Raw genomic sequence first — 23610 nt, 5'->3', positions numbered from 1 at the left:
TTGCGCCAGGTAGTCGTGCTTTGGCAGGGCGTCAACTTGGTTCCGGGGTCTAGCGTCGAAGCGCTTCGTGGCGTATTAGTCATGTCAGAAAACAAACTCGCTGCAAAGGGCCGCACCATGTCCGACCGTTACACCCCCACCCCCGACGACACGTTTACGTTCGGTCCGTGGACCGTCGGTTGGCGGCGCAACGACCCCTTCGGTGCCGAAACCCGCCCGCGCCGGCAGGGCGTGTACGAGGACTACGACGTGAACGCCGCCGCCCAGCGGCCCTTGGCTTGTGAGCTCCTCGATCAGCTCGCCACGGAGCATCTGCTCGGCGTGCGCTGAGCTCCGCACCCCGCGATCGAGCCCGTACGGCCGCGGCCGGAACCGTACCGGGATCTGCGAACACCCCCGGCGGGACACGGGCGTCCCGCCGGGCCGGCCACCCCTCCCAGGCAAGGGCAAACCACCGTGACAGCAGCACACATACCGCAGCGCGCGCGTGTCAGGCGCCGCCGTGCCGGGCGGCGGGCGACGGTCCCGCTCACCGTTGTCTCCGCGCTCGTGGCCACCACCGCGCTCGCCGGCTGCGGCCAGCAACGCGACGACGGTGTCTATACCGTCCTGAACTCCTCGACCGACGACTCGTACCACGGCTGGGACGCCGCCACCCTGTCCCGCTGCAGCAAGCGGCTCGGCATCACCATCGAGCAGCAGAGCGTGCCGGCGGCACAGGTCATGACGAAGTCCCTGCGTATGGCGTCCTCGAAGTCCCTGCCGGACGTCATCCAGTTCGACGCCTCCGAGATGCCGACGTTCGCCGAGGCCGGCGGCCTCATCGACCTGCGGACACTGGGCCTGTCCACCCGGGACATACCCCGGGGCATCGTCGACTTCGGCTCCTACAGGGGCACGTACTACGGCGCTGCGCGCACGGTGAACACCCTCGCCCTGTTCTACAACAAGGACACCTTGAAGAAGGCGGGCCTCGAAGTGCCCACCACCTGGGACGAGATGCGGCAGACCGCCAGGAAGCTCACCAAGGGCAGGCAGTACGGCATCGCCCTGAGCGCGGGCGGCGCGGAGGACGGCGTCTTCCAGTTCACGCCGTTCATGTGGTCCAACGGCGGTGACGAGTCGCATCTGGCAAGCAAGCAGGTCGTCCAGGCACTCGACTACTGGAAGGGCCTGATCAAGGACGGCTCACTGTCCAAGTCGACCGTCAACTGGACCCAGGCCGATGTCAACGACCAGTTCATGGCGGGCAACGCCGCGATGATGATCAACGGCCCGTGGCAGGTCGAGACCCTCAACACCAAGAAGAACCTGGACTGGGGCATCGCCCAAATTCCCGTGCCGAAGGCGGGGGACGACTCCGTCGGCCCGCTCGGCGGCGCCGTCCTGACCGTGCCCAAGACCGGTGACACCGCACGCGAGAAGACCGCCGCGAAGATCATCGACTGCATGGCGGGCGAGAAGGAACAGATCACCTACGCGCGCAACAGCTGGATGGTCCCGGCCAACGAGAAGGCCGCCGCCGTCTGGCGCAAGGAAGTGCCCGAACTCGACGCCCTGGCCGACCAGGTGGCCACCGCGCGCTCACGCACCGCCAAGGTCGGCGCACGCTGGTCATCGGTGTCGCTGGCTTTGCAGAGCGCCTTCCAGTCCGCTCTCACCGGACAGTCGAGCGAGGCCGCGCTCCAGCGCGCCCAGCAGCGCGCCACGAGCGGGAAGTGACGTGACGAACATGGCCACCACCACAACCTCCGCGACCACGCCCGCCCACGACCGACCGACGACCACCGCCAAGAAGCCCGACCCGGCACGCGCCCGGCGCCGCCGCACACTCTCCCAGTGGGGCTTCCTCGCGCCCGCCATCGTCTTCATGGTGCTCTTCTTCGGCTACCCGCTCGTGCGCAACATCCTGATGAGCTTCCAGGACTACTCGCCCTCGACCTTCTTCGACGGCAAGGCCCCGTTCAACGGCACCGACAACTGGAGCAAGGTCTTCCAGGACGACCTGTTCGGCAAGGCGCTGTGGCACACCGTCGTCTTCACCGTCGGCTCCCTGATCGGCCAGTTCGGCATCGGCCTCGCGCTCGCCGTCTTCTTCACCAAGCGATTCCCGCTCAACGGCGTGCTGCGCTCGCTGATCCTGCTGCCCTGGCTCGTCCCGATGGTCGTCTCCGGCATCGTGTGGCGCCGCATCCTGGACCAGGACACCGGCGTCCTCAACTCCTTCCTCGACACCCTTGGCCTGGGCGGCGCCACCCCCTGGCTGACCAGCCCCGGCATGGCCCTGTTCTCCGTCATCCTGGTGAACATCTGGATCGGCATCCCCTTCAACATGGTGATCCTGTACGGAGGCCTCCAGGAGGTCCCCAAGGAGCTGTACGAGGCCGCGTCCCTCGACGGAGCGTCCGCCTGGCGCACCTTCCGCTCGATCACGCTGCCGCTGCTCAAGCCGGTCATCACCGTGGTGCTGGTCCTCGGCTTCATGTCGACGGTCAAGATCCTCGACCTGATCCTCGCCCTGACCGACGGCGGCCCCGCCGACTCCACCCAGACCCTGGGCACCCTCACCTACCAGAACTCCTTCGTGCAGCTGGACTTCGGCGCGGGTGCCGTCGTCGGCAACGTCCTGATCCTGATCTCCGCCGTCTTCGCGGTGTTCTACCTGCGGGCCAACCGCTCCGAGGGGAAGTGACCGGCATGGCCACCACCACCGTCACCGAGACACCCGTCGCCCACGCGCCTGCCATCAGGGCGAAGCGCCGCTGGGGTGCCACCGTCGTCGGCGTACTCATCCTGGGCGTGATGCTCTTCCCGCTCTACTGGATGCTCAACACGGCGCTGCAGCCCACATCCGGCCTCCTGGAGGTCTCGCCCTTCCCGCACGGGGTGGACCTGTCCGGGTTCACCTCGGCGATCCGCGAACAGGGCGGCCACCTGCTGACCTCACTCGCCGTCGCCTTCGGCGCCGTCACCATCTGTCTCGCCATCGCCGCTCCCGCGGCCTACGGGCTCGCCCAGTTCCGGCTGCGCGCCACCCGCACCATCGTCTTCGGCACGCTCATCACCCAGATGGTGCCGGGCATCGTGATCGCCAACGCGCTCTACAGCGCCTACGTCGATCTAGGCCTGGTCAACTCCTACTTCGGCCTCATGCTCGCCGACGCCTCGCTCGGCATTCCCTTCGCCATCGTCCTGATGCGCTCCTTCATGGTGGCCATCCCCAAGGAGGTCATCGAGGCCGCCGAGGTCGACGGCGCGGGCCGGCTGCGTACCTTCGTGCAGGTCGTGCTCCCCATGAGCCGCAACTCCCTGATCACCGCGGGCCTGTTCTCCTTCCTGTACGCGTGGAGCGACTTCATGTTCGCGCTCACCCTCAACACCACCGACGACGTCAAGCCGGTCACCCTCGGCATCTACCAGTACATCGGCGCGCACGTCGGCGACTGGGGCTCGGTCATGGCCGCATCCGTCCTGTCCGCGATCCCGGCGGCAGTACTGCTCGTCCTCGCCCAGAAGTACATCGCCGCCGGCATCACCGGCGGATCCGTCAAGTAACCCACGCACGCCAAGTAAGGCCATCCATGAGTGACTTGCCCCTCTTCCCCGCCGACTTCGTCTTCGGCGCGGCCACCGCCTCGTACCAGATCGAGGGCGCCGCGAACGAAGACGGCCGCGGCCCCTCCATCTGGGACACCTACTGCTACACCCCGGGCCGCGTCGACGGTGGCGACACCGGCGACGTGGCCTGCGACCACTACCACCGCTACCCGCAGGACGTGGCCCTGCTGCGAGACCTGGGCGTCGACTCCTACCGCTTCTCCATCGCCTGGCCCCGTATCCAGCCCAGCGGATCCGGCCCCGCCAACGCCAAGGGCCTCGACTTCTATTCACGGCTCGTCGACGCACTCCTCGAAGCCGGCATCGAACCGGCCGCCACCCTCTACCACTGGGACCTGCCCCAGGCATTGGAGGACCGAGGCGGCTGGCGCGTGCGCGAGACCGCCGAACGCTTCGGCGAGTACGCGCAGATCGTCGCCGACCACCTCGCCGACCGCGTACCCCGCTGGATCACCCTCAACGAGCCGTGGTGCAGCGCATTCCTCGGCTACTCCGTCGGCCGCCACGCCCCCGGCGCCCAGGAGGGCACCGGCGCCCTGGCCGCCGCACACCACCTGCTCGTCGGCCACGGCCTGGCGATGAAGGCACTGCGCGCGGCCGGTGTCCGGGAAGCCGGCATCACCCTCAACCTCGACCGCAACGTGCCCGCGAGCGACGCGCCCGCCGACCGCGCGGCTGCCGTACGCGCCGACACCCAGCACAACCTGGTGTGGACGGAGCCGATCCTTTCGGGCCGCTACCCCAAGACCGAGCAGGACACCTGGGGGGAGCTCATCACCCGCCAGGACTTCCGCCACGACGGGGACCTCGAACTGATCGCCCAGCCGCTGGACTTCCTCGGCATCAACTACTACCGGCCGATCGTCGTCGCCGACGCCCCCCACCGCGAGCCCGACCCCGCCCGTCGCGTCGCCACGGACAACCGCTACCAGGAGGTGGCCTACCCGGACGTGCGGCGCACGGCCATGAACTGGCCCGTGGTGCCCACTTCGTTCACCGACCTGCTGACCGCACTGAAGGACACCTACGGCGAGGCCCTGCCGCCGATCCACATCACCGAGAACGGCTCGGCCGAGCACGATGTGGTGGACCAGGACGGCAGCGTCCACGACCAGGACCGCGTCGCCTACCTGCACAGCCACCTCACGGCTCTGCGCGCCGCCATGGACGCGGGCGTCGACGTACGCGGCTACTACGTCTGGTCGCTGCTCGACAACTTCGAGTGGGCCCTTGGCTATGCCAAGCGCTTCGGGATCGTACGCGTCGACTACGACACTCAGCAGCGCACCCCCAAGGACAGCTACCACTGGTACCGGCAGCTGATCGCGGCACACCGCAGCTGACCCCGCCCCCAGCGCACGGCGGACCGACACCGCCAGGGGCCCAGCCCGGGCCGAGAGGTCAGTCCGCCATGCGCTGCACGTACGCCGCCGGGTCCGCGAGGACCTCGCGCACCACGCTCGCGGCCGCGCCCCGCGCCGCGTCACCGGACGAGGACGAGGCCCGCAGCCGCCCGATGCCGGGCGTCCACAGGCCCGACACCACACGGGCCGTCAGCTCCTCGTCGGCGGCCGGGGCCAGCCACGGCATGAGGTCACGGAAGACACCGCCCAGAATCACCGCATCCGGGTCGATCAGATTCACCGCGCCCGAGAGCACCCGGCCCAACCGGCGTCCGGCCTCCTCGATCGCCTGCCGGGCCCGCGGCTCACCCTCGCCCGCCCGGCGCGCCAGCTCCGCGAGCCCGGTCAGGCCCCCGTCCTCATCCAGCCCTGCGGCCCGCAGCAGCGCGGCCTGTCCGGCGTACTGCTCCAGGCAGCCCCGCGCACCACAACGGCACGCGGGACCGTCCGGCTCCACCACCACGTGCCCGATCTCACCGGCGAACCCGTGTGCGCCCCGCAGGAGTTGACCGTTGAGCACCAGGGCGCCGCCGATACCGATTTCACCGGTCAGGTAGATGAAGCTGGTCACGCGGTCGTCGCTGTCGCCGAACCACAGCTCGGCCATCGCCGCCAGATTCGCCTCGTTGTCGGCGCTCACCGGCAGGGCGCGCTGTGTGGGACGCAGCGCCGTCAACGCCTGCGCGAACAGCCCCTCCACGGCCACCCGATTCCACCCCAGGTTCGGAGCCTGCCGCACCGAACCACCGGAGACCAGGGCAGGCAGGGCCAGTTCGGCACCCACGGGCCCGAGCTTCTGCTCCGCGGCGGACGCGATGGCCCGGGACGCGAGCCGAGCCGCCTGGGCCAGGACCGTGGAAGGCGGAGCGCCCCGGTTGTCGGTGCGCTCCACCAGGCGTACGCGGTCGGTGCCGGCAAGGTCGATGACGCACACCGTCACATAGTCGACGTTGATCTCGATCCCGAGCCCGGCAGGCCCGGTCCGCGCCACCTGCAGCGCCGTGCCCGGCCGGCCCGCCTGGCCGCTGAACGTCTTGCCCCACTCGGTGAGGAACCCCTCGGTGAGGAGCTGGTCCACGAGCGAGGACACCGCGGCCCGGGTCAGCCCCACCCGCGCGGCGACCCCGGCGCGCGTCGTCTCACCCGCGTCATGAACCGTGCGCAGCACCAGGCTGAGGTTGTGCCGCCGTACGGTCGCCTTGTCGGCCTTGGACGGTGCGGCGGACGGATCGTTGCTGTTCATCGTGGGTTCGACCCTATGTGACGAGCGGCCGTGGCCTGCACTGCCGCGGGTGCGCCGAGGGCGAGGCCGACCAACAGCGAAGGGGGCCTGTCTACCCGGCCTCGCGTGCCTTTGGCGTCAGGGGCGTAACTCGTCGGCCGCCGGGCCGTGATGGGGGACACTGCTGTGGCAGCGAGCAGGGGGAGGGCCGATGACGATGCGCCGGGAACGGGTCGCGGCCAACGTGGCGACGATCGCGCCGATCGCGGTGGGCCTGGGCGTGGGCGTGGCCATGGTGACCATGTCGGGGTACAAGGGAGCTGCTCTCTGGCCGGTCTGGTCGGCGCTGGCGCTTGGACTGACCGGTGCGGCCGGAATCGTTTTCGTGCTGGGCGTCTACCAGTGGCGATGTCTGCCGATGGAGGAACGCTGCTCCCGGCGGGCGTTGATGACCATCGCGAGCCTCGTCGGAATGGGGGCCGTCCTTGACGGCCTGGCCGCGATCACCGTGGACGACCGTCCGGGAGCGTGGCGGGGCTCCATCCTGGTGGGGGCCGCTCTGATCGGCGCGACGCCCACGGTGTGCGTTTCCTACTCACTGTGGCGAGTGACCCGCAGTGATCGAGACGGCATGGCCGCCGGCGAGTTCACGGAGTGGCTCCTGGCTCGCCGACGGAGCCTGCGAACCCTGCTGGCAGGCCTGGGAGCCCTGGTCGCGCTGTCCACGCTGGCCCTGGGAGCCGCAGTCCGGACGGAGGCACAGATGGTGAAGACGGACGCCATGGCGGCCGCTGACGCCATGCCCTTCGAGTTCGTGCTGATCTTCGGCGGCGCAGGCTCGCTTCTCGTCGCCATCGTCTACGTGCCGGCGGCCTGGGGTCTGAAACGGCATGCCCGCCTTCTCGCTGTCAGGTTGTTCACCCTGACCGGTACGGACGAGCCTGAAGCGCTGCTGGAACGGGCCGAGCAGCGATCCCGGTTCGAGCACTTGCTGGGCGCCGAGCCGGGGCCGCTCGCCGATCTCCAAGCGGGCCTTGTGGTGCTGGCTCCTCTGCTGGCCAGCGCCGTAACCGTCTGGCTTCCCCACTGAGCGCGCGGCCCCCGCAGACCTGCGTCCGCCTCGATGCATGCCGTGACCGCGGAACCTCACGCCGCGTTCGTCTGCGGCGTGGCGGCCAGGCTCTGTTTGATCTGCCGGGTGAGCTCGTCGGCGACGATCTCGGGCCGGCCCGTCTCGATGCCGTGCAGGGCTTGGGTCGCGACGTCGGCGGCGGCGGTCTTCTGGTCGGCGGGGACAGCGGCGGCCATGTCGGTGTCCATGTATCCGACGTGCAGCGCCGAGACGGCGATGCCGCGAGGCGCCAGCTCCTCGCGGATCGCACCGCTCAGCGCCCAGGCGGCGGCCTTGGACGCGGCGTAGGAGCCAAGGGCAGCCGGGTGCACCCAGGATAGGACGGACAGGACGTTGAGCACGGCGCCGCCGCCGTTGCCCTCGATGATGGGCGCGAAGGCCCGGGTCACGCTGAGCGGTCCGAAGAAGTTGGTGTCCATCTCCCGGCGCACCTCGCCCAGGTCGCCTTCGATCAGCGGCGCACCGGTGGAGATGCCCGCGTTGTTGATGAGCAGTGTCGCGTCCGACGCGATGCGGGCGGCCTCGCGTATCGACTCCTCGTCCGTGACGTCCAGCCGCAGCGGGGTGACGCCCGGCAGGTCGACCGTCTCGGGGCGGCGGGCCGCCGCGTACACCTTGGCGCCGTGCTCGACGAGCTGGGCGGCCAGGTGCCGCCCGAGGCCCCGGTTGGCGCCGGTGACCACTGCGACCGCGTCCTTCAGCTTCATGTCTGCTCCTTCTCCTGGCGGGGGCCGTCGGGCCACCCTGGTGTTTAGATTATGCCTCCAATCTAAACACCGAGCTAGGATAGATGCCAGTCGACATCCAAACGGGAGGTGGTCATGGGCCGCGTATCGCAGGCGCAGGCGGAGGAAAATCGCAGGCGAGTGGTGGACACCGCCTCCCGGCTGTTCCGGGAGCAGGGCACTCAGATCAGCGTCGCCGACCTGATGAAGGCAGCCGGTCTCACCCACGGCGCCTTCTACAAGCAGTTCACCTCCAAGGAGGCACTTGTCGACGAGGCCACCGCCCGCGCCTTCGAAGAGCTCACCCGACACCACGCAGCCGGGCTCGAGCAGTACGACGGGCAGCGGGACGCCGCTCAGCGGGCCTTGATCGACGCCTATCTCTCCGTCGAACACCGTGACGACCCGGCGGACGGCTGCCCGGTCGCAGCCCTCGCCACCGACGTCGCGCGCGGGGACGAGGACGGCGCGGCGCGCCGCGTCTACACCGAGGGGGTGGCCGACTTCGCCGACTTCCTCGCCGATGGCGAACAGGACGGCATCGTGCGCCTCTGCACCCTGTTCGGTGCGCTGGTCCTGTCCCGGGCCACCAAGGGCTCTCCACTCTCCGAAGAGATCCTCACCGCCGCACGCGCAGCCTTGACGGCGGAGGGCTGAGCAGGGGCGGGGCGCCTTGGCGGGCCCCTGCCAGTCATGTCACAGCGGCGGCCACCGACCTGTTCATCAGTGCCATGCCACCCCAGGGCGGCACGTCATCCGGGACTGCACTTCGCCGCCAGTGTGGGACGGCCACCCCCGAGCGTGAGGATGCGGGGCTCCCCTCCGCCGCATCCTCACGAGGGCCCACCCGCAGTTGGGGATGCGGGAGTACCCCCGCTTGCCGGTGGGCGGAGGCTGGCGCCGTGTTGTCGGTGATACGGCTCCAGCCGGCCTTTGTTCTGGCTCGAGGGCTGGGAGCCTGAGGGAGTCACGCGCAGAGTGACAGCGCGCGGCCTCTTCGTCTGAGGTCAGAGTATGGCTTGATGGGGCATCAGCGATAGAGGGCCCCAGCAGCTCACCTACGAGCGTTGCCAGTTGATCGAAGGTGCTGTCCACACATCTGGATCAGTAGAACGCCCAAGTAATCAGAAGAACGCCCAAGTAACTCGACATGTCAACCTTCTCTCGAGGCAACCACCCGCATGGGTTGCCTGTCGGGCGCATGGACGTTTCTGCATCATCTTTCTTCGTACGGTGGTCGGGCGTTGCCCCAGCCCCTGGTGACGGTCCGTCGGCCGCACGCTCCCGTCCGTTGGGGGTCTCACTTCAGGAAGTGTCATGGGCATCAACGACGCGCGTTCAAGCTCGGATCTGTGCGGGGCCCACGGGCCGCCGCGGCTGCCGCATCCATCTCGGTGTGCGCGCAGTTATCGTCAGCGCGGGTTCACCGTGGTCGAGTTCTACGGAGCGATCGACGTGAGTAGCGCCCCCGGTGTCCAGGTGCATACCGACGCCGCCACTGCAGCGCCGTACGCCCGGGTGATCGTGGACTTGCGACCGGTGGAGTTCTTCGACTGCTCCGCGCTCTCGCTGCTCTGTCGGACACGGCGCAGGGCCCTCGAACTCGACGGCTACCTGGGGCTGGTCTGTACCCGGCCGTGGCACCTGCGGATCCTTGAGGTGGCCGGACTCGACGTGCTCTTCAAGCCCTTCTCCACGCTCGAGGACGCTCTCTGCTCCGGATGATCGGCCTGTCACCAGCCGCTGCCCGGCGGGCGCGAGATCGGCTGGCTCCGTCAGCTGTCCGAGTCCTCGGAGGGTGGCAGGTCGCGGAGGTCGACGTGGTCGTCGATGACGGCATGGGCCAGGTCGGACAGGGTCGTCGTCCGGGTGTGGGCGTGGGCGCGCAGCAGGGCGAGGGCTTGGCCGGTGGTGAGGGCGTGACGGTAGCTGATCATGCCGATGGCCTGGTGGACGACGGCGTCCGCAGGCAGGAGCCAGGCGTGAATGAGCTCGTCTTCGCTCGGGACGGGCATGGCGAGGAGCAGGAGGTCGGCAGCGTTGACGTGGTTCTGTGCGGTGTGCAGGTCGGCGTCGGAGATCGGTCCGGGCCGGTGGCGGTAGAGGCTGAGGACGAGGCCGGCCTGTTGTGCCGGGTCGGCGCCGTTGAGGACGGGCAGGGCGAAAGCGGCGCGGATGTGGTGTGCCTTGGCCTGTTGGGCAAAGACGGGCCAGTGCAAGGTGGCGGCCGGGTCATCGAGGTCGGCGACCAGAACCGGAGCGCGCTCGCTCAGGGCCTGTACGCAGGGGCCTTCACCGAGACTGATCTGCAGTTCCTCGCCCTTGCGTGCCAGCGGGCCGACCGCGCACAGCGAGACCCGTTGCGCCAGGGCGGCGTCGGCCGCCAGGGTGAGTCCCACGGAGTACGCGCTGTGCAGGGCCCTGCGGCACGCCTCGCCGATGCGCAGTCCGGGTTCGGCGTCGCGGGTATAGCGGGCGGCGAGGATCACGGCCTCCCGCCGGGCGGCCGTCATCGGAGACTCGGTGAGGAGGCGGGCAGGCGTGCCAACCTGAGGCGGGTGGTCATGGTGGCGTCCGAACTCCGGCATTCACCGCCGACGCTGCCCTTATCGGAAGCCAATGTCAGGGTGGGGTGGGCGAGCGGTGTCGCCTTCGGGCAGCCGGTGTCTCCACCCTACGCCTCGTCTCGTGTGCGGCGGCGTCCGCAGCCATGCGGTTGTCTGCCTGTTTCGTTCCTGGGGCGTTGGCGGAGGGGGCCGACCGCCGCGTCGGCTTCGGCAGGACACCGTAACGGGGAGGAGGGCATGCGCAGTAAGAAGCCCCCTAAACTGGGCTGGTCAGCGGTGTCCTCCGTGCCGCGGAGGTCCCTCCTGAGGCTGCTGCAAACGGGAGGTGAAGAGCGATGGGCACTGACAGTGACTTGACTGCCGTGCTGCAGAGCCTGCACCCCTCTTCCGGGGATGCGGGCCTGGCCCCGGGGAATGCGGGTCTGGTCGGCGCGGACCCGAGGCTGTGCGCCCAGGCTCTGCGGGTGGACGGCATCGCCGTCTCCGCGACCACCGGCAACGGCCTGAGCGAACTGCTGTGGTTCACGCCGGGTACCAGCGCCTGGCTGGAGGACCTGCAGTTCACCCTCGGACAGGGACCAGCCCTCCAAGCGGCCGCCACGTGCCGACCCGTCCTGGTGGCAGACCTCGCCCGCGTGCCGGCGGAGCGGTGGCCGGCGCTGGTGCCCGAAGCCACCGCGCTGGGCATCGGCGCGATCTTCTGCTTTCCCCTCACCGTCGGCTCCGCCTGCCTGGGGACGATGACTTTGCAACGCACCACACCGGGTCCGCTCTCGGACGCCGCGATGACCGACACCTGGCTGGTCACCAACGCCCTGATCCCCATCCTGCTGGAGAACAGCCCGCAACAAGAGGCCTTCGCCACCGCAGAGGACTCCGCCGACTTCTACCGGGCCGCCGTCCACCAGGCCAGCGGCATGGTCAGCGTCCAGGCCGGGGTCAGCCTCGCCCAGGCCCTGCTCCTGCTGCGCGCCCACGCCTACCGGCACGAAAGGCCCGTGCTGGAGGTAGCCAACGACGTGGTAGCCAGGCGCCTGGCCTTCCACGATGATGAAAACGGGCCGGACATTCCTGCCGGTGAAGGGACTGAAGGGCCATGAAACGCGAAGAACAACTCCTGGCAGCCATGGTCGATGCCGTGGACACCCTCGTCTGCGACTTCGACCTGATCGACTTCCTGCACCAACTGTGCGACCGGTGCAACGACTTGCTCGACGTCTCCGCCGTGGGCGTCATGCTCGCCGACCCCGCCGGGGGCCTGCAGCTGATCGCCGCATCGGACGAACACACCCGGCTGCTGGAACTCTTCGCTCTCCAAGTCGACCAGGGCCCCTGCGTGGAATGCCACCGCACCGGCACCGCCCGCTTCAACATCGCTCTGACCTCCCCCGCCCAGACGGCCGCCTTCCCCCTCTTCGCCGAGCGCGCCCGCCAGGCCGGCTACGCCACCACCCACGCTCTGCCCATGCGACTGCGGCAAAAAGTCGTGGGAGCCATGAACCTCTTCGACTCCCGCGACCAAAAACTGAGCGACGCCGACGCACGCGTGGCCCAGGCACTGGCCGACGTCGCCACCATCGCCATCCTGCAACACCGCACCGTCGTCCACGGCAACATCGAACGCGCCCAGCTCCGGGCCGCCCTCTCCAGCCGCATCGTCATCGAACAAGCCAAAGGCATCCTCGCCGAACGCTGGCAATCCACACTCGACGAAGCCTTCGACGCCCTGCGCCAACACGCCCGCGCCCACCGACAAACCCTCGCCGGACTCTGCCAGCAACTCATCGACGGCACCCTGAACTCCTCAGCCATCCAACGCCCCTGACCGCGCGACTGTCCCGATCGCCCCCCCCGGGTGCCCCGGCGGAGGGGCGCGTCCCCACCCCCGCCGCAGCAGGCCCACTGTTTCCCTTCTGCATCAGACCGGCGGGGGGTGCCCCAGGCGGGCGGTTCGTCACGGCTGGAAGTGGTTTCCACTCGCGCGCGCCGCTCGCGCCATGATCGGCTCCGCGGCCTCCTCGGCCGTATTCGGAGGCACGACAATCAGGTCCCAGCGCCCTTCGCCGGGGGCGGTAAGGATGACGGTGCGCGTGGTGCCGGCGGTCCGGCGCCTTTGCAGACGGACGACCTGACCGGCCACGAGCATCCGGCTCGGCGTCGTCGACCATGCCGCGCCGTTCAGTACGACGGTGGCGATGTGGCCCCAGTTGCGGGGCAACCCGGCGAGCAGCGCGGGGAGTTCGGTGAGCAGGTCGTACGAGCGTGGCCACCATGCCCCGTCGATCGCGCGGGGCCCGCCGGTGGGAGGTGCCAGCCGCAGGCGGAGCAAGGGTTGGGAGGGGAGTGGGGAGATCGGCGCGAGTGTCATGAGGTGCGACTCCTGCCTGCTGTGCGGTGGAAATGTGGTTCCGGGTGGGTGGAGGCGGCTCGGAGGAAGCCGTCAGAGGCGACGGGCGGCTACACGGGCCGGCGTCGGCCAGCGCACCTCGTGCACCAGGCCGAGGCGTTCGAGGAGGCGGATGACTGCGGCCGACGGGTCGAGCTGACCTCGGCCCACACCGTGGCGGGCGCTGGTCGGGTCGGCGTGGTGCAAGTTGTGCCAGCTCTCACCGAACGAGAGCAGGGCGAGCGGCCACAGGTTGGTGGCCCGGTCGTGGCGTCGGGTGCGGAACGGGCGCTCGCCGATCATGTGGCACAGCGAGTTCACGCTCCAGGTGACGTGATGCAGCAACGCGATACGGACAAGTCCCGCCCACAGCAGCCCGGTTACTCCGTGGAGCCAGCTGCCCCCGATGGCCCAGCCCAGGCCGAACGGCAGGGCGAGGGTGACAAGGCACAGCGCCGGAAAGGCGCGGGAGACCGCACGGATGTCACGGTCGGCCAGCAGGTCCGGGGCGTAACGCTCGGCTGACGTGGGGTCGTTGCGGAACAGCCAGCCGATGTGTGCGTGCAGCAGTCCGCGTAACTGGCCCCGCAGATGCGTGCCGTAGCGGTACGGGGAGTGGGGGTCGCCCGGGCGGTCGGTGAACGCGTGGTGGCGGCGGTGCGTGGCGACCCAGCCGAGGACATCGCCCTGGAAGCTCATCGATCCTGCCACCGCGAGAGCGACGCGCACGGGACGGACCGCACGGTAACTACCGTGCGTGAGACCGCGGTGGAAGCCGACCGTGACGCCGAGACCGGTGATCACGTACAGGGCGATCCCGAGAACGATGTCCCCGGGATGGATCAGACGCCCCCACAGCAGCCATCCGGCGGCACCGAGTCCTACGAACGGCAGCACGACGATCACCGCCGTCACCACCACGGCCAGGCGTTCCATACCGTCCCGCGGGGGCGCCGGCCTCCCGTCAGGAAAGGGCGAGTCGCCGTCGTAGCTCTGGTCCGGCGGGAGTGTGGCGGGATGCGTGGTGGACGTCAAGGACATCTGCGGCTCCTCGGCCTGGTTGCGAATGGCGCGGCCGGGGTCGGGGGCTGCCCCTGAACGGGTGGCGAGGGAAAAGTGAGGGTGCTCCGAGGTGATCGGGCACCGGCTTGCACACCCCCTCGCCTCCTCCACCGTACTCCTGCCTGCCCGGAAAAGGACTGGACGTACGCCGAAGCCCAACGGGCGCTACTGGTAGGCGAGTTTGAGATGTGGGCGCTTGGCGGTTTTGTTGGATCAAGGCGGAGGTAAGTGATGGCGGCGGGTCCAGCCTGGCCCTCCGGGGCGATGCGATCCCCGGTTTCCCACGTGCCCTGCACGCCGGTGAACCTGCGAATACGCCTGTGACGTCTGGTCAGCCGTGCGTGGGCGAGGTAGCCGTGCCCGAGGATGATCTGTCCTGACGTACGTGGACGGCGGCGGCCTCCGGATGGACCTCGGGCCCCGCACGATCGACAACACGGACCTTCGCATCGCCAACCCCCGTGGCGGATGGCATCGGTGGGGAAATCGGGTCGACACGCGAGCCTGCGATGCACTGTGATGGCCTCCATTACCTGCCGCTCGGGCGGGTCGATTACTGGAGCTGTTCTTGGCAGTCGACGGAGTCACGGATGTTCGTCCCTCGATGGACGCCGCGCTGGTGAGAGGTCTGATCGACGCGCAGTTTCCGCACTGGGCCGCGTTGCCCCTGAAACTGCTGGAACCGGCCGGCTCGGACCATGTGATCTACCGCTTGGGCGAGGAGTTGTCCGTCCGGCTGCCCCGCCATGCCGACGCCATTGGGCAGGCCCAGAAGGAGTCCGAGTGGCTGCCCCGGCTGGCCCCGCACCTGCCTCTGGCCATCCCCGCGCCCGTGGCCGTGGGGGAGCCCTCCTTGGGCTATCCGTGGCCGTGGGCGGTCTCCCGCTGGCTGAACGGCGAGGTGGCGACGGTCGAGGCACTGGCCGATTCGTCCGCTGCCGCCGTCGAACTCGCCGGGTTCCTGACCGCTCTCCAACGCTGCGTGCCCGAGGGAAGCTCGGCCCTGGGCGCCCGTGACGACCTCGCCGCCCCGCCGCTGGCAGCACGGGACCGGGCGACCCGAGCCGCCATCGCCACGGTCGCCGACGCGTTCGACGCCGCGGCCATGACCGAGCTGTGGGAGGCGGCGCTGGACGCTCCCCGGTGGCAGGGGCCGCCGGTCTGGGTCCACGGCGACTTCCACACCGGCAACCTGCTGACCGTCGACGGCCGTCTCAGTGCGGTCATCGACTTCGGCGGGCTCGGCATCGGCGACCCGGCCTGCGACCTCACCATCGCCTTCACCCTGATGTCGGCAGAGCCCCGGGCCGCCTTCCGCGCCGCTCTCGGCGTGGACGACGCCACCTGGTTGCGGGGCCGCGGCTGGGCCCTGGCCACCGGCCTCAACGCCTACACCTACTACGCCGCCGTCAACCCCCGGGTCGCCGCGCAGACCACCCGTCAGATCACCCAGGCCCTCATCGGCTAGCCCCGCAGGTGCACGAGAACGCCCATACGCAGCAAATGTGTGCCTGGTACGCCAGTTGGACCGGCGGACGTCAGGGGCAGAGAGTGAGACGGGGCCCTCACTGGTGTCTCGCGGGGGCCCGCGGCGACAAGTTGCAGACGCGGTGAATATCGATGCGGCAGTGGGGCACAAGATGCGACGCATACCCCTGGTAGTGGCTTTGTGGCTTTGAGGGAGGCCCTGATGCTGATGGCACACCCGGTCGTGCTGAAGAACCTGCTGGAGCAGTACGAGACGCTGACCGCCCTGCATGCTGAGAACGGCACCGATCAAGCACGTCAGCGCATGGAAGACGTCGCCTACACGCTCTGCATATCGACCGGCACCCGCCACATCGACGCCGCCCTCAGCGCAGCACGCGGACGCCTCTCCGCCTCCCACGTGGAAAGCGAGCCCGTCCTCACCGCCTGACTACGGTGGGCGGCGCCACAGCGCCGCCCCGCCAGTCCCAGTTCCTGGCGCGCAGCGGTCGTCTGCCGTTACGCCCCTGCTCAAAGGGACTGGAGCACAGTCACATGGGAACATGGAACGCGCAGTCGTTTCCGGTCCGGTGCCGGACCGGACGCCTGGTCGGTGAACCGGAACGTGTGAGGGGAGCGATCGTGATGTCGAACCCGCAGCAGCCCGAGCAGCGGCGCAGCGACAAGGGCGGGGCAACGCCCCAGGACAGCGCCGAACTAAAGGCGCGACAGCCGGGGAAGTCCCGCCGAGCCGGCGCTCACGACCATGGAACGGACAAGGGCAGCAAAGGCGGCGGCCCTGGCGGCGGGACCCCGCCCGAGGAACGCCCGGACCACCCTTAACGGCCCAGCCGGACAAGCTTGGGCCACGGTGGCCGCCCGCCCGACCGGACCGCTGACAGGAGTGGCCCAGGGAGACGGTGGCCCCAGACAGACGGTGCGCTGTCGCGACGCTACTCAACGTGCCCGGCGGCCTTCTTCACCCGGGCTTCCGTGTCCTGCCTGGCCTCACCCTGCTGCTTGGCGTACTCGGTGACCGCGCTTTGGATGTCCCGGGTGAGATCACGCCCTGCTCGCCATGCCGTCTCGTACGTCTGTGACTGGTGCTCGGACCACGGGTGGACGGTCGGCGGACCGTACTGATCCCGTAGCCGCTGCGCCTGTGCGCACGCGGCGTCGGCCGCGCGCTGCATCTCGACCAGTTCTTCAAAGGTGTGGGCCACAGGGGCAGATGGTAGGGCGGGCACGACCACGACCACCGCCGCGACCCGCGCAGAAGGGCGAGGTGTGCTCGCGGCATCACCCGGCCGCTGGAGACGGCGCCTTTATCGGCAAAGGATGGCCGAGCCCTGTGAGATCGCCGTCCGGGGCCCGGGGGCGTTCGGCTGTCGCGGTCAGCCCAGGGGGGCCCGGCGGTTACCGGATGCCGTTGGCGTCAGCATCGACGGGCGGGCGGTGGCATCCCTTCGACAAAGGCCCTGGCGGATAGCATGGCAAAAGCGGGTGAAGCCGGGCGATCGAGTCGTTTGTGCGGGATCGGCACGGCAACGCACGAGAGCGTGTTTTCAGGCAGCTGATCCGCTGCCGCGCCTCTTTGCTCATGGGATGTCGAGTGCGATGACCGAACACAGAACTGCCACCGTCGCGGCGGATGCCACCACCAGCCGTGAAATCGTCGGCGCACCTTGCTGGACGAGCTTGCTGACGCATGACCTGGCCGCTGCGGAGTCCTTCTACAGCGCGGTCTTCGGCTGGACATTCCGCCCGGCGAGTCTCGGCGAGGACTTCCGCGTCGCGCTGTACGAGGGCAAGCCCGTGGCCGGCATCGGCGCTCTCGCCTCGACGCTGCGGGTCCCTGCCACGTGGACGCCCTACTTCGCGGTCGAGGACGCCGACGAGACGGCCGCCCGGATCCGTGAGCGCTGCGCCACCGTCGCCGTGGGACCCCTGCGCTTCCCGGTGGGCCGCGGCGCCCTTGCGGCAGACCGGGACGGCGCCGTGTTCGGCATCTGGGAGGGCCGGCTGATCTCCAACTGGCACTCCTGGCGAGCGGATGCCCCCGTCTGGCTGCGCCTGGAATCATCGAACGCCTTCGAGGCAGCCATCTTCTACGGCCAGGTCCTGGACTGGGCCTGCGAACGCCCCGGCTGCTGCGACGTCGGCTATGAGCACGACGAAGTCGTCCTGAGCCAGGAGGGCAGGGTGCTCGCCCGCCTCGGCTCCGGAGCGGTCGACGCCGCGCCTGACCCGGCGGACCTGCCCCGGTGGGATGTCTACTTCACGGCCGCCGACCCACAGGCCACGGTGCGTGCGGCGCTACGGCACGGAGGTGCAGTGGTGCGCCACGGTGGCCAGGGCAGCCTCGCGACTACTCTCTGCGACCCACAGGGCAGCATCTTCACCGTCACGGGCCGCTCGGACCCTTGAGGGGAGCGCACGGCCGCGGTCGTTCCCGCAGGGCCGGGCGGGACCGTGGGCGAGGTCCGTCAGCCCTTGGCCTTCTCCTGCGTGTACGTCCAGGCGTACTGCAACCAGTCGGCCATCGTCATGGCGGCGAAGCCGGCCCCCACCAGCCGGGCACCCCGGGGAGCGAGCGCGTAGGCCCCCAGCAGACCGGTGGCCGCCCAGGGCGCCACGCAGAACGGGCACGACACCAGATCGCCCACCGCCAGCCTGAGGTCGGTGCCCCGCGGTTCGTCCATGACCTCGCCGGCCGTGGTGTCGTCGACGCGGCGGGTGAACGGCGCTCGGAGGAAACTGGTGATCTTGTCCTTGGTGAGCAGACGAGCGGTTTTGTACGTCGCCACGCCGAGGAGCGCCACATCCCACGGCGGCACACGCTCCGGCAGGACCACACCGCGCCGGCGCGCCAGCAACGCGAGGCCGCCGGCTGTGGCCGTGAACGTCGCCGCTAGAACGGCGTAACCCACGTGGGGGACGTTTCCGCTCTCGTCGTACTCATGGCCGAAAGGCTTCTCGGCGGCTGTCATGACGCCTCCAGTGAGGGGTGGGGGAGTAACACATCAGGCAAGAAAGGCATGAAAGGAGTCGGTGAGCATGACTCGGCACGCTCAACGGACGACATACGCGGTGGCGGCTTCCGGCCAATGGGTCGACGAGGAAGAGGGGCGGCGGCGACTGCCCGCCGGTGAGGCGCACGCCTGGGAGCGGGGCCGCAACGAAACGGTCTGCGGGCTCTCCCTCAGCCGCTCGCAGCTCACACGCTTCCCGCACGTGCCCTGGACGGATGCCATCCCCGAGTCCGGCGGCGCGGCCGACCGCATCCAGCGGCTGTGCAGGCGGTGCGCCTCGGTGGCCGGACGCGCGGGGGCCGACGCCAAGCCTCCGTGGCGGCGGGACAACCCCCGCCCGTGAACCGGACGCAGAGTCGGGCCCCCGACTGCTGGTCATGAGCCCGGCAACCGGCTCTCCCCGGCGGCTCCCGGAGGGGACGCCCGCACCGGGTGCCCAGCCGCCCACCCTGTCAGTCACGTCTCCGAGGCCGGCGGCAGCTCCTCGTCGGGGACGATGTGTACCGCCGCCTCCTCGGCCCCCGCCGCGCCGCCGTCGATTCCCTCGTCCGTGGCGATGACCTCCTTGGTGGTGTCCGGATGGGCGCCCTCGTCCGGCGCCACCAGACGTCCCGCGCGGCTCTCCCCGGACTCCGGGTCGAGGGGCTCCCCCTCACCGCCAGGCAGATCACCGACGCCGTCACCGGCGGGCGGCTCCGTGTCCGGGACCTCCTGCGCGAGACGCTCGTCGAGCGTTTCGCCCTCGTGCTGCTCCTCCGCCGTCGTCCCCGTCTTGGTGACGCCGAGCGGCTTCTCCGGCGGCGAATAGCCCTCGTCGAGCATGTCGTCGTAACTACGCTCGTCCACCGCGTCCTGGAGGTCCAGCGGGGAGGCGTCCGCCTGCTCCTCGTTGCCGTCGGTGGGCTGGTAGGCGTCGTCCGCCATGTTCTGGTCGCTCATGACTACCTCGCGCTAGGGGTCTCGGGAGATCGCGCTTCGTCCTTAGATCGTCGCGCGTCGGTGCTCGAAGTGCCCGTGGCCGACCTCGCCAAACGCGACACCGAGCGGTCTGCCGACGCGCCTTTGGGGCACTCCCGGGAGGCGCGTGAGAAGGGCCGCGGCCGTGCCGTCCGGCGACCCGGTGCCCATCGAAGAGGCGGCACAGAGGCTGCTGGCGGGAGATGGCGCGAGGAGCGAAGAAGCAGCAAGGAGAGCCACCAGACGCATGAGCGGTTCGGACGACCTGCCGGTCCTGCACACGCTGCGGTAACTGGCCCGTTTGGCGGAAGAACGCCGTCGCCGCCTGTACCTGCGCTGGTCCCGCGGCCCCGCCACGGACCTCGGCAAGGTGACGAGCAGAGACGACCTGACGGGCATGCGCATGCCCGTGCTCGGCGAACCCGCTCGACGTGGAGGCGTGGTGGGAGGACCGACCCGCCGACGATCAGGTCGCGATTCAGGGCGATGCGGCCGCAGTCGCGTCAGGGCGATGCGGCCAGGTAGAGGCCCCAGGTACAGGCCGGGTGAGGAGGGCCAGGACGTTGCCCGGCCGTGGCCGTGCCTCCGCGTCAAGCGCGCTGCTGGACGACTGCGACACCCGCGACGCACTCGGCGTACTCGAAGACGCGGCTGCGGGCGTCAGATCAGCAGAGGTCGACTATCCCCGGAGCAGGGTTTCCAGCGGTCTCCTGGTTTCGACCAGGAGACCGCCGCTCACTGCCGCCGCCACGCCACGCTCAGTCCTTCATCTTGCGTGGGTGTACCCGGCTTCAACCGGGGAGAGAAACGCATCCAGGACCGCTGTGACCCGCAGATCACAGCGGACGTTCTTGCTGCTCAATGTACTGACCGGGTGGCGGTGAGTGGTGCGCCGCCGCACGAAGCGGACAAGTAGGAGCGCGACCAGAAGACGGAGCCCACCCTGGCCTGGTTGATCCGGCCGGTGTTCTCGGCGCGCAGGTAGCGAGAGCTGACGCCTTTGAGGGAGTTGATCAGCCTCGCCGTTGAACTCCCGCAGTTCCACTTCGAACTTGCCACACACCTCCCCCATGATCTCCTCACTCCGCTTCAGCATGTTGTCATCGAAGGCACCGCGCCGGTACTTGGTGACGAGGTATCAGGTGGGCGTGGAGGTGGTAGGTGACGTGATGGCCGGTGTGAACATCGGGATTTGGGTTTCAGCGGGGCGACGTATGCCAGGCGTTGTAGCCTTTTCTCATCTGGCCGGGAAGGGGGTGGGCCGGGGTGAACCGTGCGTACAAGTTCCTCATGCGGCCTACCGTGGGCCAGGCCGCCGCGCTGTCGGCGATGCTCGCCGATCACTGCTCGCTCTACAACGGGGCCTTGCAGGAGCGCCGTGATGGCTACCGGCACGCCTCGAAGACGAGCATCGCGTACGGGCAGCAGTCCGCGCAGCTCAAGGAGATCAGGGCGTTCGACCCGGAGCGTCAGGGGCGGTGGTCGTTCTCCTCGCAGCAGGCCACATTGCGCCGACTGGACAAGGCATTTGCTGCGTTCTTCCGGCGGGTCAAGTCTGGTGAGGCGCCGGGCTATCCGCGCTTTCGCGGGGTCAGCTGGTTCGACACGGTGGACTTCCCCAAGGACGGCGATGGCTGCCGCTGGAACTCCACCCCGCACGATCCCGTCCCCCGCGTCCGCCTGCAAGGCATCGGCCACGTCAAGGTCAACCAGCACCGACCGGTCATCGGCAAGGTCAAGACCGTGTCAGCCAAGCGGGAAGGACGCCGCTGGTACATCATTTTGACCGCCGAGCAGCCCCAGCCCGCGTCTTGGCCCGCGACGGGCAGCGTGGTCGGCATCGACATGGGCATAACCAACTTCCTCACCACTTCCGACGGCGAGCACGTACCCAACCCGCGCCACGGCCAAAAGGCTGCCGCGAAGCTCGAAGCCGCGCAGCAGGCCCTTGCCCGGTTCCCCCGTGTCCGCCGGGACAAGCGCACTGCCAATCACCAGCGGGCCGTCCAGAAGGTTGGCGACCTGCACCGCAAGGTCCGCCGCCAACGCCTGGACCACGCACACAAGACCGCGCTCTGCCTCGTGCGGGAACACGACGTCATCGCGCACGAAGACCTCAAGATCCGCAACATGCTCAAGGCCGTCGCACCCAAGCCCGACCCCGAACAGCCGGGCAGTTTCCTGCCCAACGGGGCGGCAGCGAAGAGCGGCCTCAACCGCTCGATCTCGGATGCCGGATGGGGGGTGTTCCTCACGATCCTGCACGCCAAGGCTGAAAGCGCCGGACGGGAAGCGATCGCCGTGGACCCCCGCAACACCTCCCGAACCTGCCCCGAATGCGGGCACGTCACGAAGGACAACCGGCCCACACAAGAAAAGTTCCACTGCGTCGCGTGCGGCCACACCGCGCACGCCGACACGGTAGGCGCGATCAACGTTCTACGGGCCGGGCTGGTCCGTCGCAAAGCCCACCCGGCATAGCGAGAAGCCCCCTCATCCATGAGGAGGAGGAGTCACGGCGAACCCGTCTCTCAGCGCTTCGTAGGCGCGCAGCGCATCCCCACAGGCATCCTCTCGCTCCTTCTTGACCGCGTCGCTGTGCGCTTCCGAAGGGTGGAGCGCGCGGGCGTCGGCCCGGCAGATGCGGGCCGCCTGTTCGGCGACACCGGCGAGGGCTGAAGAGAACGGGGCGGCGGGCGCGGTCAGATCAGCATGCTCCCGGACGGCGCTGGCGAGCGTGCGTGTGGCTGCCACCAGGTGACTGACGATGCGCCTCCACTCATCGTCCATCTCTGCCGGCGGGGGCGGCACCGTGCGTCGGAAATACCTGCCGGGGTTGCACCTGGAGCTCTCCGTCGACCATTGGCGCGCTTCTGCCACCGCTGCCAGGACGGCCTCCAACCGACCGGCACGGTCGTACCACTCCTCGGCCTCGCCCACGCCCCAGTCGGCGTCCTCCCGCATGGTGCGGGCCATGGATTCCAGCAGGTCGGCGCTCTCGTGCCCCAGGCGCTGGAGCTGTTCGCGCACATCGCGCAGGTGCACCGGTGGCAGTACCAATGCGTTGACGGCGATGCCGATGCCGGCGCCGATGGCGGTTTCCAGGAGACGGTGGCCGATCTGTGCCGGCTGGTAGGAGCCGTAGGTGATCACGAAAAGGGCCGAACTCGCACCGTAGAAGCCTTGCGTGCCGAACCGCCGGTAGGTCCCGAACAGGGTGAGGAGGGGGAGAGCGAACGCCATGGCCGCCATGGTGTTGCCGTCGGTGAGGACCATCGCAAAGGATGCCGCCAAGGTGCCGGCGACGATGACGGCCAGCTGTTGCAGACCCACGCGCAGGGAGCGGTAGACAGTCACGTCCACCAGGGCCATTGCCGTCCAGGGGGCCATCAGAGCCATCGGTGCCTTCAACCACCAGCCGGCGAGGGCCCACGCCGCGATGGCCGCCCCGGCGGCTTTCAAGGCCTGCACCAAAGTGTCGCGTTCGGCGCCCTGTCGGTGAGCGGCGTTGCTCGCGCTGCGACCGATCGCGCTTGCTTCCAGGCGTAGTTGCTCCCAGGCGTCCGCAAAACGATGACGCATCGGGACCATGGGCAGCCTTCCTTTGAGGTATGGCGGTTCGCCATGTCCTCCCGCCGCGTGCGGACCAATGCCGGTCCGGACGCCCACAGCTACGGAACCTGCGAACCAGTTGAAAGATGGACAGGCGTGTGGGTACCCCGGGACCGCGGATTCCCACGCCGTTCCACCCCCCCCGAACTCGGCGGTCGGCATCGCTCGATGTTCGGCCGCGGCGCGAAGGAAGGGTGGGGGGGGAAGGCGGGCGGTCGAGCCGCACACCGCCGGCGGGCGGATTGCCACCGTCCGGGGGATTACGCGTGTCTCGCGGCGGTTTCGGGTGGTGGGCAACCCACGATGAGGCAGGACATGGCCCGCGGAACGGGGAGACAGTGTGAGCGGACGACATCGGCGCACCGCGGGGGTTGTCCTCCCCCTGTGCACGCTCCTGCTGGGATTGAGCGCCTGTGGCGGCCCAGGA

24 protein-coding genes and 2 pseudogenes are annotated in these 23610 nt (G+C 69.4%); 16 read left to right on the top strand and 10 right to left on the bottom strand.

Annotated elements, in window-relative coordinates; genetic code table 11:
• Positions 1-81 precede the first annotated feature (81 nt).
• From ACWGIH_RS10370 to ACWGIH_RS10350, 5 genes are all read left to right on the top strand, one after another.
• Positions 82-330 carry a hypothetical protein gene (locus tag ACWGIH_RS10370; protein ID WP_453448308.1) on the top strand — a complete coding sequence of 83 codons (249 nt, stop codon included), beginning with the start codon at positions 82-84 and terminating at the stop codon, positions 328-330.
• A gap of 126 nt (positions 331-456) precedes the next feature.
• Positions 457-1722: an ABC transporter substrate-binding protein gene (locus tag ACWGIH_RS10365; RefSeq protein ID WP_453448210.1), complete on the top strand. Its 1266-nt coding sequence runs from the start codon at positions 457-459 to the stop codon at positions 1720-1722.
• Positions 1723-1732: 10 nt separating this feature from the next.
• Entirely contained in the window at positions 1733-2692 is a 960-nt protein-coding gene (locus ACWGIH_RS10360) for a carbohydrate ABC transporter permease (RefSeq protein ID WP_453448209.1), read from the top strand.
• A 5-nt stretch (positions 2693-2697) separates the two neighbouring features.
• Positions 2698-3555, top strand: coding sequence for a carbohydrate ABC transporter permease (locus ACWGIH_RS10355; RefSeq protein WP_453448208.1), 858 nt, complete (start codon positions 2698-2700; stop codon positions 3553-3555).
• 26 nt (positions 3556-3581) lie between these two features.
• Positions 3582-4961, top strand: a complete 1380-nt coding sequence (locus tag ACWGIH_RS10350) for a GH1 family beta-glucosidase (RefSeq protein ID WP_453448207.1) — start codon at positions 3582-3584, stop codon at positions 4959-4961.
• Positions 4962-5019: 58 nt separating this feature from the next.
• On the opposite strand, the gene ACWGIH_RS10345 is transcribed toward ACWGIH_RS10350, so the two are convergent.
• Positions 5020-6264, bottom strand: a complete 1245-nt coding sequence (locus ACWGIH_RS10345; RefSeq protein ID WP_453448206.1) for an ROK family transcriptional regulator — start codon at positions 6262-6264, stop codon at positions 5020-5022.
• Between the two features lie 190 nt (positions 6265-6454).
• Between ACWGIH_RS10345 and ACWGIH_RS10340 the strand changes: the two genes are divergently transcribed.
• Entirely contained in the window at positions 6455-7333 is an 879-nt protein-coding gene (locus tag ACWGIH_RS10340) for a hypothetical protein (RefSeq protein ID WP_453448205.1), read from the top strand.
• A 56-nt stretch (positions 7334-7389) separates the two neighbouring features.
• Here ACWGIH_RS10340 and ACWGIH_RS10335 read toward each other — a convergent pair whose 3' ends face one another.
• Positions 7390-8082, bottom strand: a complete 693-nt coding sequence (locus ACWGIH_RS10335) for an SDR family oxidoreductase (RefSeq protein WP_453448204.1) — start codon at positions 8080-8082, stop codon at positions 7390-7392.
• Positions 8083-8196: 114 nt separating this feature from the next.
• On the opposite strand from ACWGIH_RS10335, the gene ACWGIH_RS10330 reads away from it, so the two are divergent.
• Both ACWGIH_RS10330 and ACWGIH_RS10325 read left to right on the top strand, forming a co-directional pair.
• On the top strand, positions 8197-8757 hold the full coding sequence (locus tag ACWGIH_RS10330; RefSeq protein WP_453448203.1) for a TetR/AcrR family transcriptional regulator: 561 nt from the start codon (positions 8197-8199) through the stop codon (positions 8755-8757).
• Positions 8758-9417: 660 nt separating this feature from the next.
• Complete coding sequence (locus ACWGIH_RS10325; RefSeq protein ID WP_453448202.1) at positions 9418-9825, top strand: STAS domain-containing protein; 408 nt, start codon at positions 9418-9420, stop codon at positions 9823-9825.
• A gap of 50 nt (positions 9826-9875) precedes the next feature.
• Here ACWGIH_RS10325 and ACWGIH_RS10320 read toward each other — a convergent pair whose 3' ends face one another.
• Positions 9876-10613: a GAF and ANTAR domain-containing protein gene (locus tag ACWGIH_RS10320; RefSeq protein ID WP_453448201.1), complete on the bottom strand. Its 738-nt coding sequence runs from the start codon at positions 10611-10613 to the stop codon at positions 9876-9878.
• Between the two features lie 389 nt (positions 10614-11002).
• On the opposite strand from ACWGIH_RS10320, the gene ACWGIH_RS10315 reads away from it, so the two are divergent.
• Together ACWGIH_RS10315 and ACWGIH_RS10310 are read left to right on the top strand one after the other, a co-directional pair.
• Entirely contained in the window at positions 11003-11767 is a 765-nt protein-coding gene (locus ACWGIH_RS10315) for a GAF domain-containing protein (RefSeq protein ID WP_453691626.1), read from the top strand.
• Complete coding sequence (locus tag ACWGIH_RS10310; protein WP_453691624.1) at positions 11764-12492, top strand: GAF and ANTAR domain-containing protein; 729 nt, start codon at positions 11764-11766, stop codon at positions 12490-12492. The genes ACWGIH_RS10315 and ACWGIH_RS10310 overlap by 4 nt, the downstream gene beginning before the upstream one ends.
• A 129-nt stretch (positions 12493-12621) precedes the next feature.
• Here ACWGIH_RS10310 and ACWGIH_RS10305 read toward each other — a convergent pair whose 3' ends face one another.
• Together ACWGIH_RS10305 and ACWGIH_RS10300 are read right to left on the bottom strand one after the other, a co-directional pair.
• Positions 12622-13035 (bottom strand): DUF5994 family protein, encoded by a 414-nt coding sequence (locus ACWGIH_RS10305; RefSeq protein ID WP_453446715.1) that lies wholly within the window; start codon positions 13033-13035, stop codon positions 12622-12624.
• 72 nt (positions 13036-13107) lie between these two features.
• Complete coding sequence (locus ACWGIH_RS10300) at positions 13108-14094, bottom strand: acyl-CoA desaturase (protein ID WP_453446717.1); 987 nt, start codon at positions 14092-14094, stop codon at positions 13108-13110.
• A 625-nt stretch (positions 14095-14719) separates the two neighbouring features.
• Here ACWGIH_RS10300 and ACWGIH_RS10295 point away from each other — a divergent pair.
• On the top strand, positions 14720-15583 hold the full coding sequence (locus ACWGIH_RS10295; protein WP_453446927.1) for an aminoglycoside phosphotransferase family protein: 864 nt from the start codon (positions 14720-14722) through the stop codon (positions 15581-15583).
• 222 nt (positions 15584-15805) lie between these two features.
• Positions 15806-16033 (top strand): DUF5133 domain-containing protein, encoded by a 228-nt coding sequence (locus ACWGIH_RS10290; RefSeq protein WP_453446719.1) that lies wholly within the window; start codon positions 15806-15808, stop codon positions 16031-16033.
• Positions 16034-16535: 502 nt separating this feature from the next.
• On the opposite strand, the gene ACWGIH_RS10285 is transcribed toward ACWGIH_RS10290, so the two are convergent.
• Positions 16536-16805 carry a hypothetical protein gene (locus ACWGIH_RS10285; RefSeq protein WP_453446720.1) on the bottom strand — a complete coding sequence of 90 codons (270 nt, stop codon included), beginning with the start codon at positions 16803-16805 and terminating at the stop codon, positions 16536-16538.
• Positions 16806-17199: 394 nt separating this feature from the next.
• Here ACWGIH_RS10285 and ACWGIH_RS10280 point away from each other — a divergent pair, with 394 nt between their 5' ends.
• Positions 17200-18009, top strand: coding sequence for a VOC family protein (locus ACWGIH_RS10280; protein WP_453446722.1), 810 nt, complete (start codon positions 17200-17202; stop codon positions 18007-18009).
• A gap of 59 nt (positions 18010-18068) precedes the next feature.
• Here ACWGIH_RS10280 and ACWGIH_RS10275 read toward each other — a convergent pair whose 3' ends face one another.
• Positions 18069-18572 carry a DUF1360 domain-containing protein gene (locus ACWGIH_RS10275; protein WP_453446724.1) on the bottom strand — a complete coding sequence of 168 codons (504 nt, stop codon included), beginning with the start codon at positions 18570-18572 and terminating at the stop codon, positions 18069-18071.
• A gap of 67 nt (positions 18573-18639) precedes the next feature.
• Between ACWGIH_RS10275 and ACWGIH_RS10270 the strand changes: the two genes are divergently transcribed.
• Positions 18640-18957, top strand: coding sequence for a hypothetical protein (locus tag ACWGIH_RS10270; RefSeq protein ID WP_453446726.1), 318 nt, complete (start codon positions 18640-18642; stop codon positions 18955-18957).
• Between the two features lie 113 nt (positions 18958-19070).
• Here ACWGIH_RS10270 and ACWGIH_RS10265 read toward each other — a convergent pair whose 3' ends face one another.
• Entirely contained in the window at positions 19071-19553 is a 483-nt protein-coding gene (locus ACWGIH_RS10265) for a DUF5709 domain-containing protein (protein WP_453446728.1), read from the bottom strand.
• 319 nt (positions 19554-19872) lie between these two features.
• Between ACWGIH_RS10265 and ACWGIH_RS10260 the strand changes: the two are divergent.
• A pseudogene (locus ACWGIH_RS10260) lies at positions 19873-19932 on the top strand (hypothetical protein); the annotation flags it as partial.
• Positions 19933-20407: 475 nt separating this feature from the next.
• On the opposite strand, the pseudogene ACWGIH_RS10255 reads toward ACWGIH_RS10260, so the two are convergent.
• Positions 20408-20713, bottom strand: a pseudogene (locus ACWGIH_RS10255) (IS200/IS605 family transposase).
• A 124-nt stretch (positions 20714-20837) separates the two neighbouring features.
• Here ACWGIH_RS10255 and ACWGIH_RS10250 point away from each other — a divergent pair.
• On the top strand, positions 20838-22052 hold the full coding sequence (locus tag ACWGIH_RS10250) for an RNA-guided endonuclease InsQ/TnpB family protein (protein WP_453446730.1): 1215 nt from the start codon (positions 20838-20840) through the stop codon (positions 22050-22052).
• Between the two features lie 12 nt (positions 22053-22064).
• On the opposite strand, the gene ACWGIH_RS10245 is transcribed toward ACWGIH_RS10250, so the two are convergent.
• Positions 22065-23162, bottom strand: coding sequence for an FUSC family protein (locus ACWGIH_RS10245; RefSeq protein WP_453446732.1), 1098 nt, complete (start codon positions 23160-23162; stop codon positions 22065-22067).
• Between the last annotated feature and the right edge of the window lie 448 nt (positions 23163-23610).

This window comes from Streptomyces sp. NPDC054872 (assembly GCF_053610705.1).
Note: the sequence above shows the minus strand (reverse complement) of the source record. Positions and strands in the feature narration are given on the sequence as shown.

Coding starts and splice junctions, on each gene's coding strand:
- ACWGIH_RS10320 (WP_453448201.1), bottom strand. CDS start 10,613: ATGACGGCCGCCCGGCGGGAGGCCGTGATCCTCGCCGCCCGCTATACC.
- ACWGIH_RS10265 (WP_453446728.1), bottom strand. CDS start 19,553: ATGAGCGACCAGAACATGGCGGACGACGCCTACCAGCCCACCGACGGC.
- ACWGIH_RS10315 (WP_453691626.1), top strand. CDS start 11,003: ATGGGCACTGACAGTGACTTGACTGCCGTGCTGCAGAGCCTGCACCCC.
- ACWGIH_RS10360 (WP_453448209.1), top strand. CDS start 1,733: ATGGCCACCACCACAACCTCCGCGACCACGCCCGCCCACGACCGACCG.
- ACWGIH_RS10335 (WP_453448204.1), bottom strand. CDS start 8,082: ATGAAGCTGAAGGACGCGGTCGCAGTGGTCACCGGCGCCAACCGGGGC.
- ACWGIH_RS10270 (WP_453446726.1), top strand. CDS start 18,640: ATGACTCGGCACGCTCAACGGACGACATACGCGGTGGCGGCTTCCGGC.
- ACWGIH_RS10370 (WP_453448308.1), top strand. CDS start 82: ATGTCAGAAAACAAACTCGCTGCAAAGGGCCGCACCATGTCCGACCGT.
- ACWGIH_RS10275 (WP_453446724.1), bottom strand. CDS start 18,572: ATGACAGCCGCCGAGAAGCCTTTCGGCCATGAGTACGACGAGAGCGGA.
- ACWGIH_RS10290 (WP_453446719.1), top strand. CDS start 15,806: ATGCTGATGGCACACCCGGTCGTGCTGAAGAACCTGCTGGAGCAGTAC.
- ACWGIH_RS10350 (WP_453448207.1), top strand. CDS start 3,582: ATGAGTGACTTGCCCCTCTTCCCCGCCGACTTCGTCTTCGGCGCGGCC.
- ACWGIH_RS10300 (WP_453446717.1), bottom strand. CDS start 14,094: ATGTCCTTGACGTCCACCACGCATCCCGCCACACTCCCGCCGGACCAG.
- ACWGIH_RS10325 (WP_453448202.1), top strand. CDS start 9,418: ATGGGCATCAACGACGCGCGTTCAAGCTCGGATCTGTGCGGGGCCCAC.
- ACWGIH_RS10310 (WP_453691624.1), top strand. CDS start 11,764: ATGAAACGCGAAGAACAACTCCTGGCAGCCATGGTCGATGCCGTGGAC.
- ACWGIH_RS10355 (WP_453448208.1), top strand. CDS start 2,698: ATGGCCACCACCACCGTCACCGAGACACCCGTCGCCCACGCGCCTGCC.
- ACWGIH_RS10295 (WP_453446927.1), top strand. CDS start 14,720: ATGGACGCCGCGCTGGTGAGAGGTCTGATCGACGCGCAGTTTCCGCAC.
- ACWGIH_RS10280 (WP_453446722.1), top strand. CDS start 17,200: ATGACCGAACACAGAACTGCCACCGTCGCGGCGGATGCCACCACCAGC.
- ACWGIH_RS10245 (WP_453446732.1), bottom strand. CDS start 23,162: ATGGTCCCGATGCGTCATCGTTTTGCGGACGCCTGGGAGCAACTACGC.
- ACWGIH_RS10340 (WP_453448205.1), top strand. CDS start 6,455: ATGACGATGCGCCGGGAACGGGTCGCGGCCAACGTGGCGACGATCGCG.
- ACWGIH_RS10330 (WP_453448203.1), top strand. CDS start 8,197: ATGGGCCGCGTATCGCAGGCGCAGGCGGAGGAAAATCGCAGGCGAGTG.
- ACWGIH_RS10305 (WP_453446715.1), bottom strand. CDS start 13,035: ATGACACTCGCGCCGATCTCCCCACTCCCCTCCCAACCCTTGCTCCGC.
- ACWGIH_RS10345 (WP_453448206.1), bottom strand. CDS start 6,264: ATGAACAGCAACGATCCGTCCGCCGCACCGTCCAAGGCCGACAAGGCG.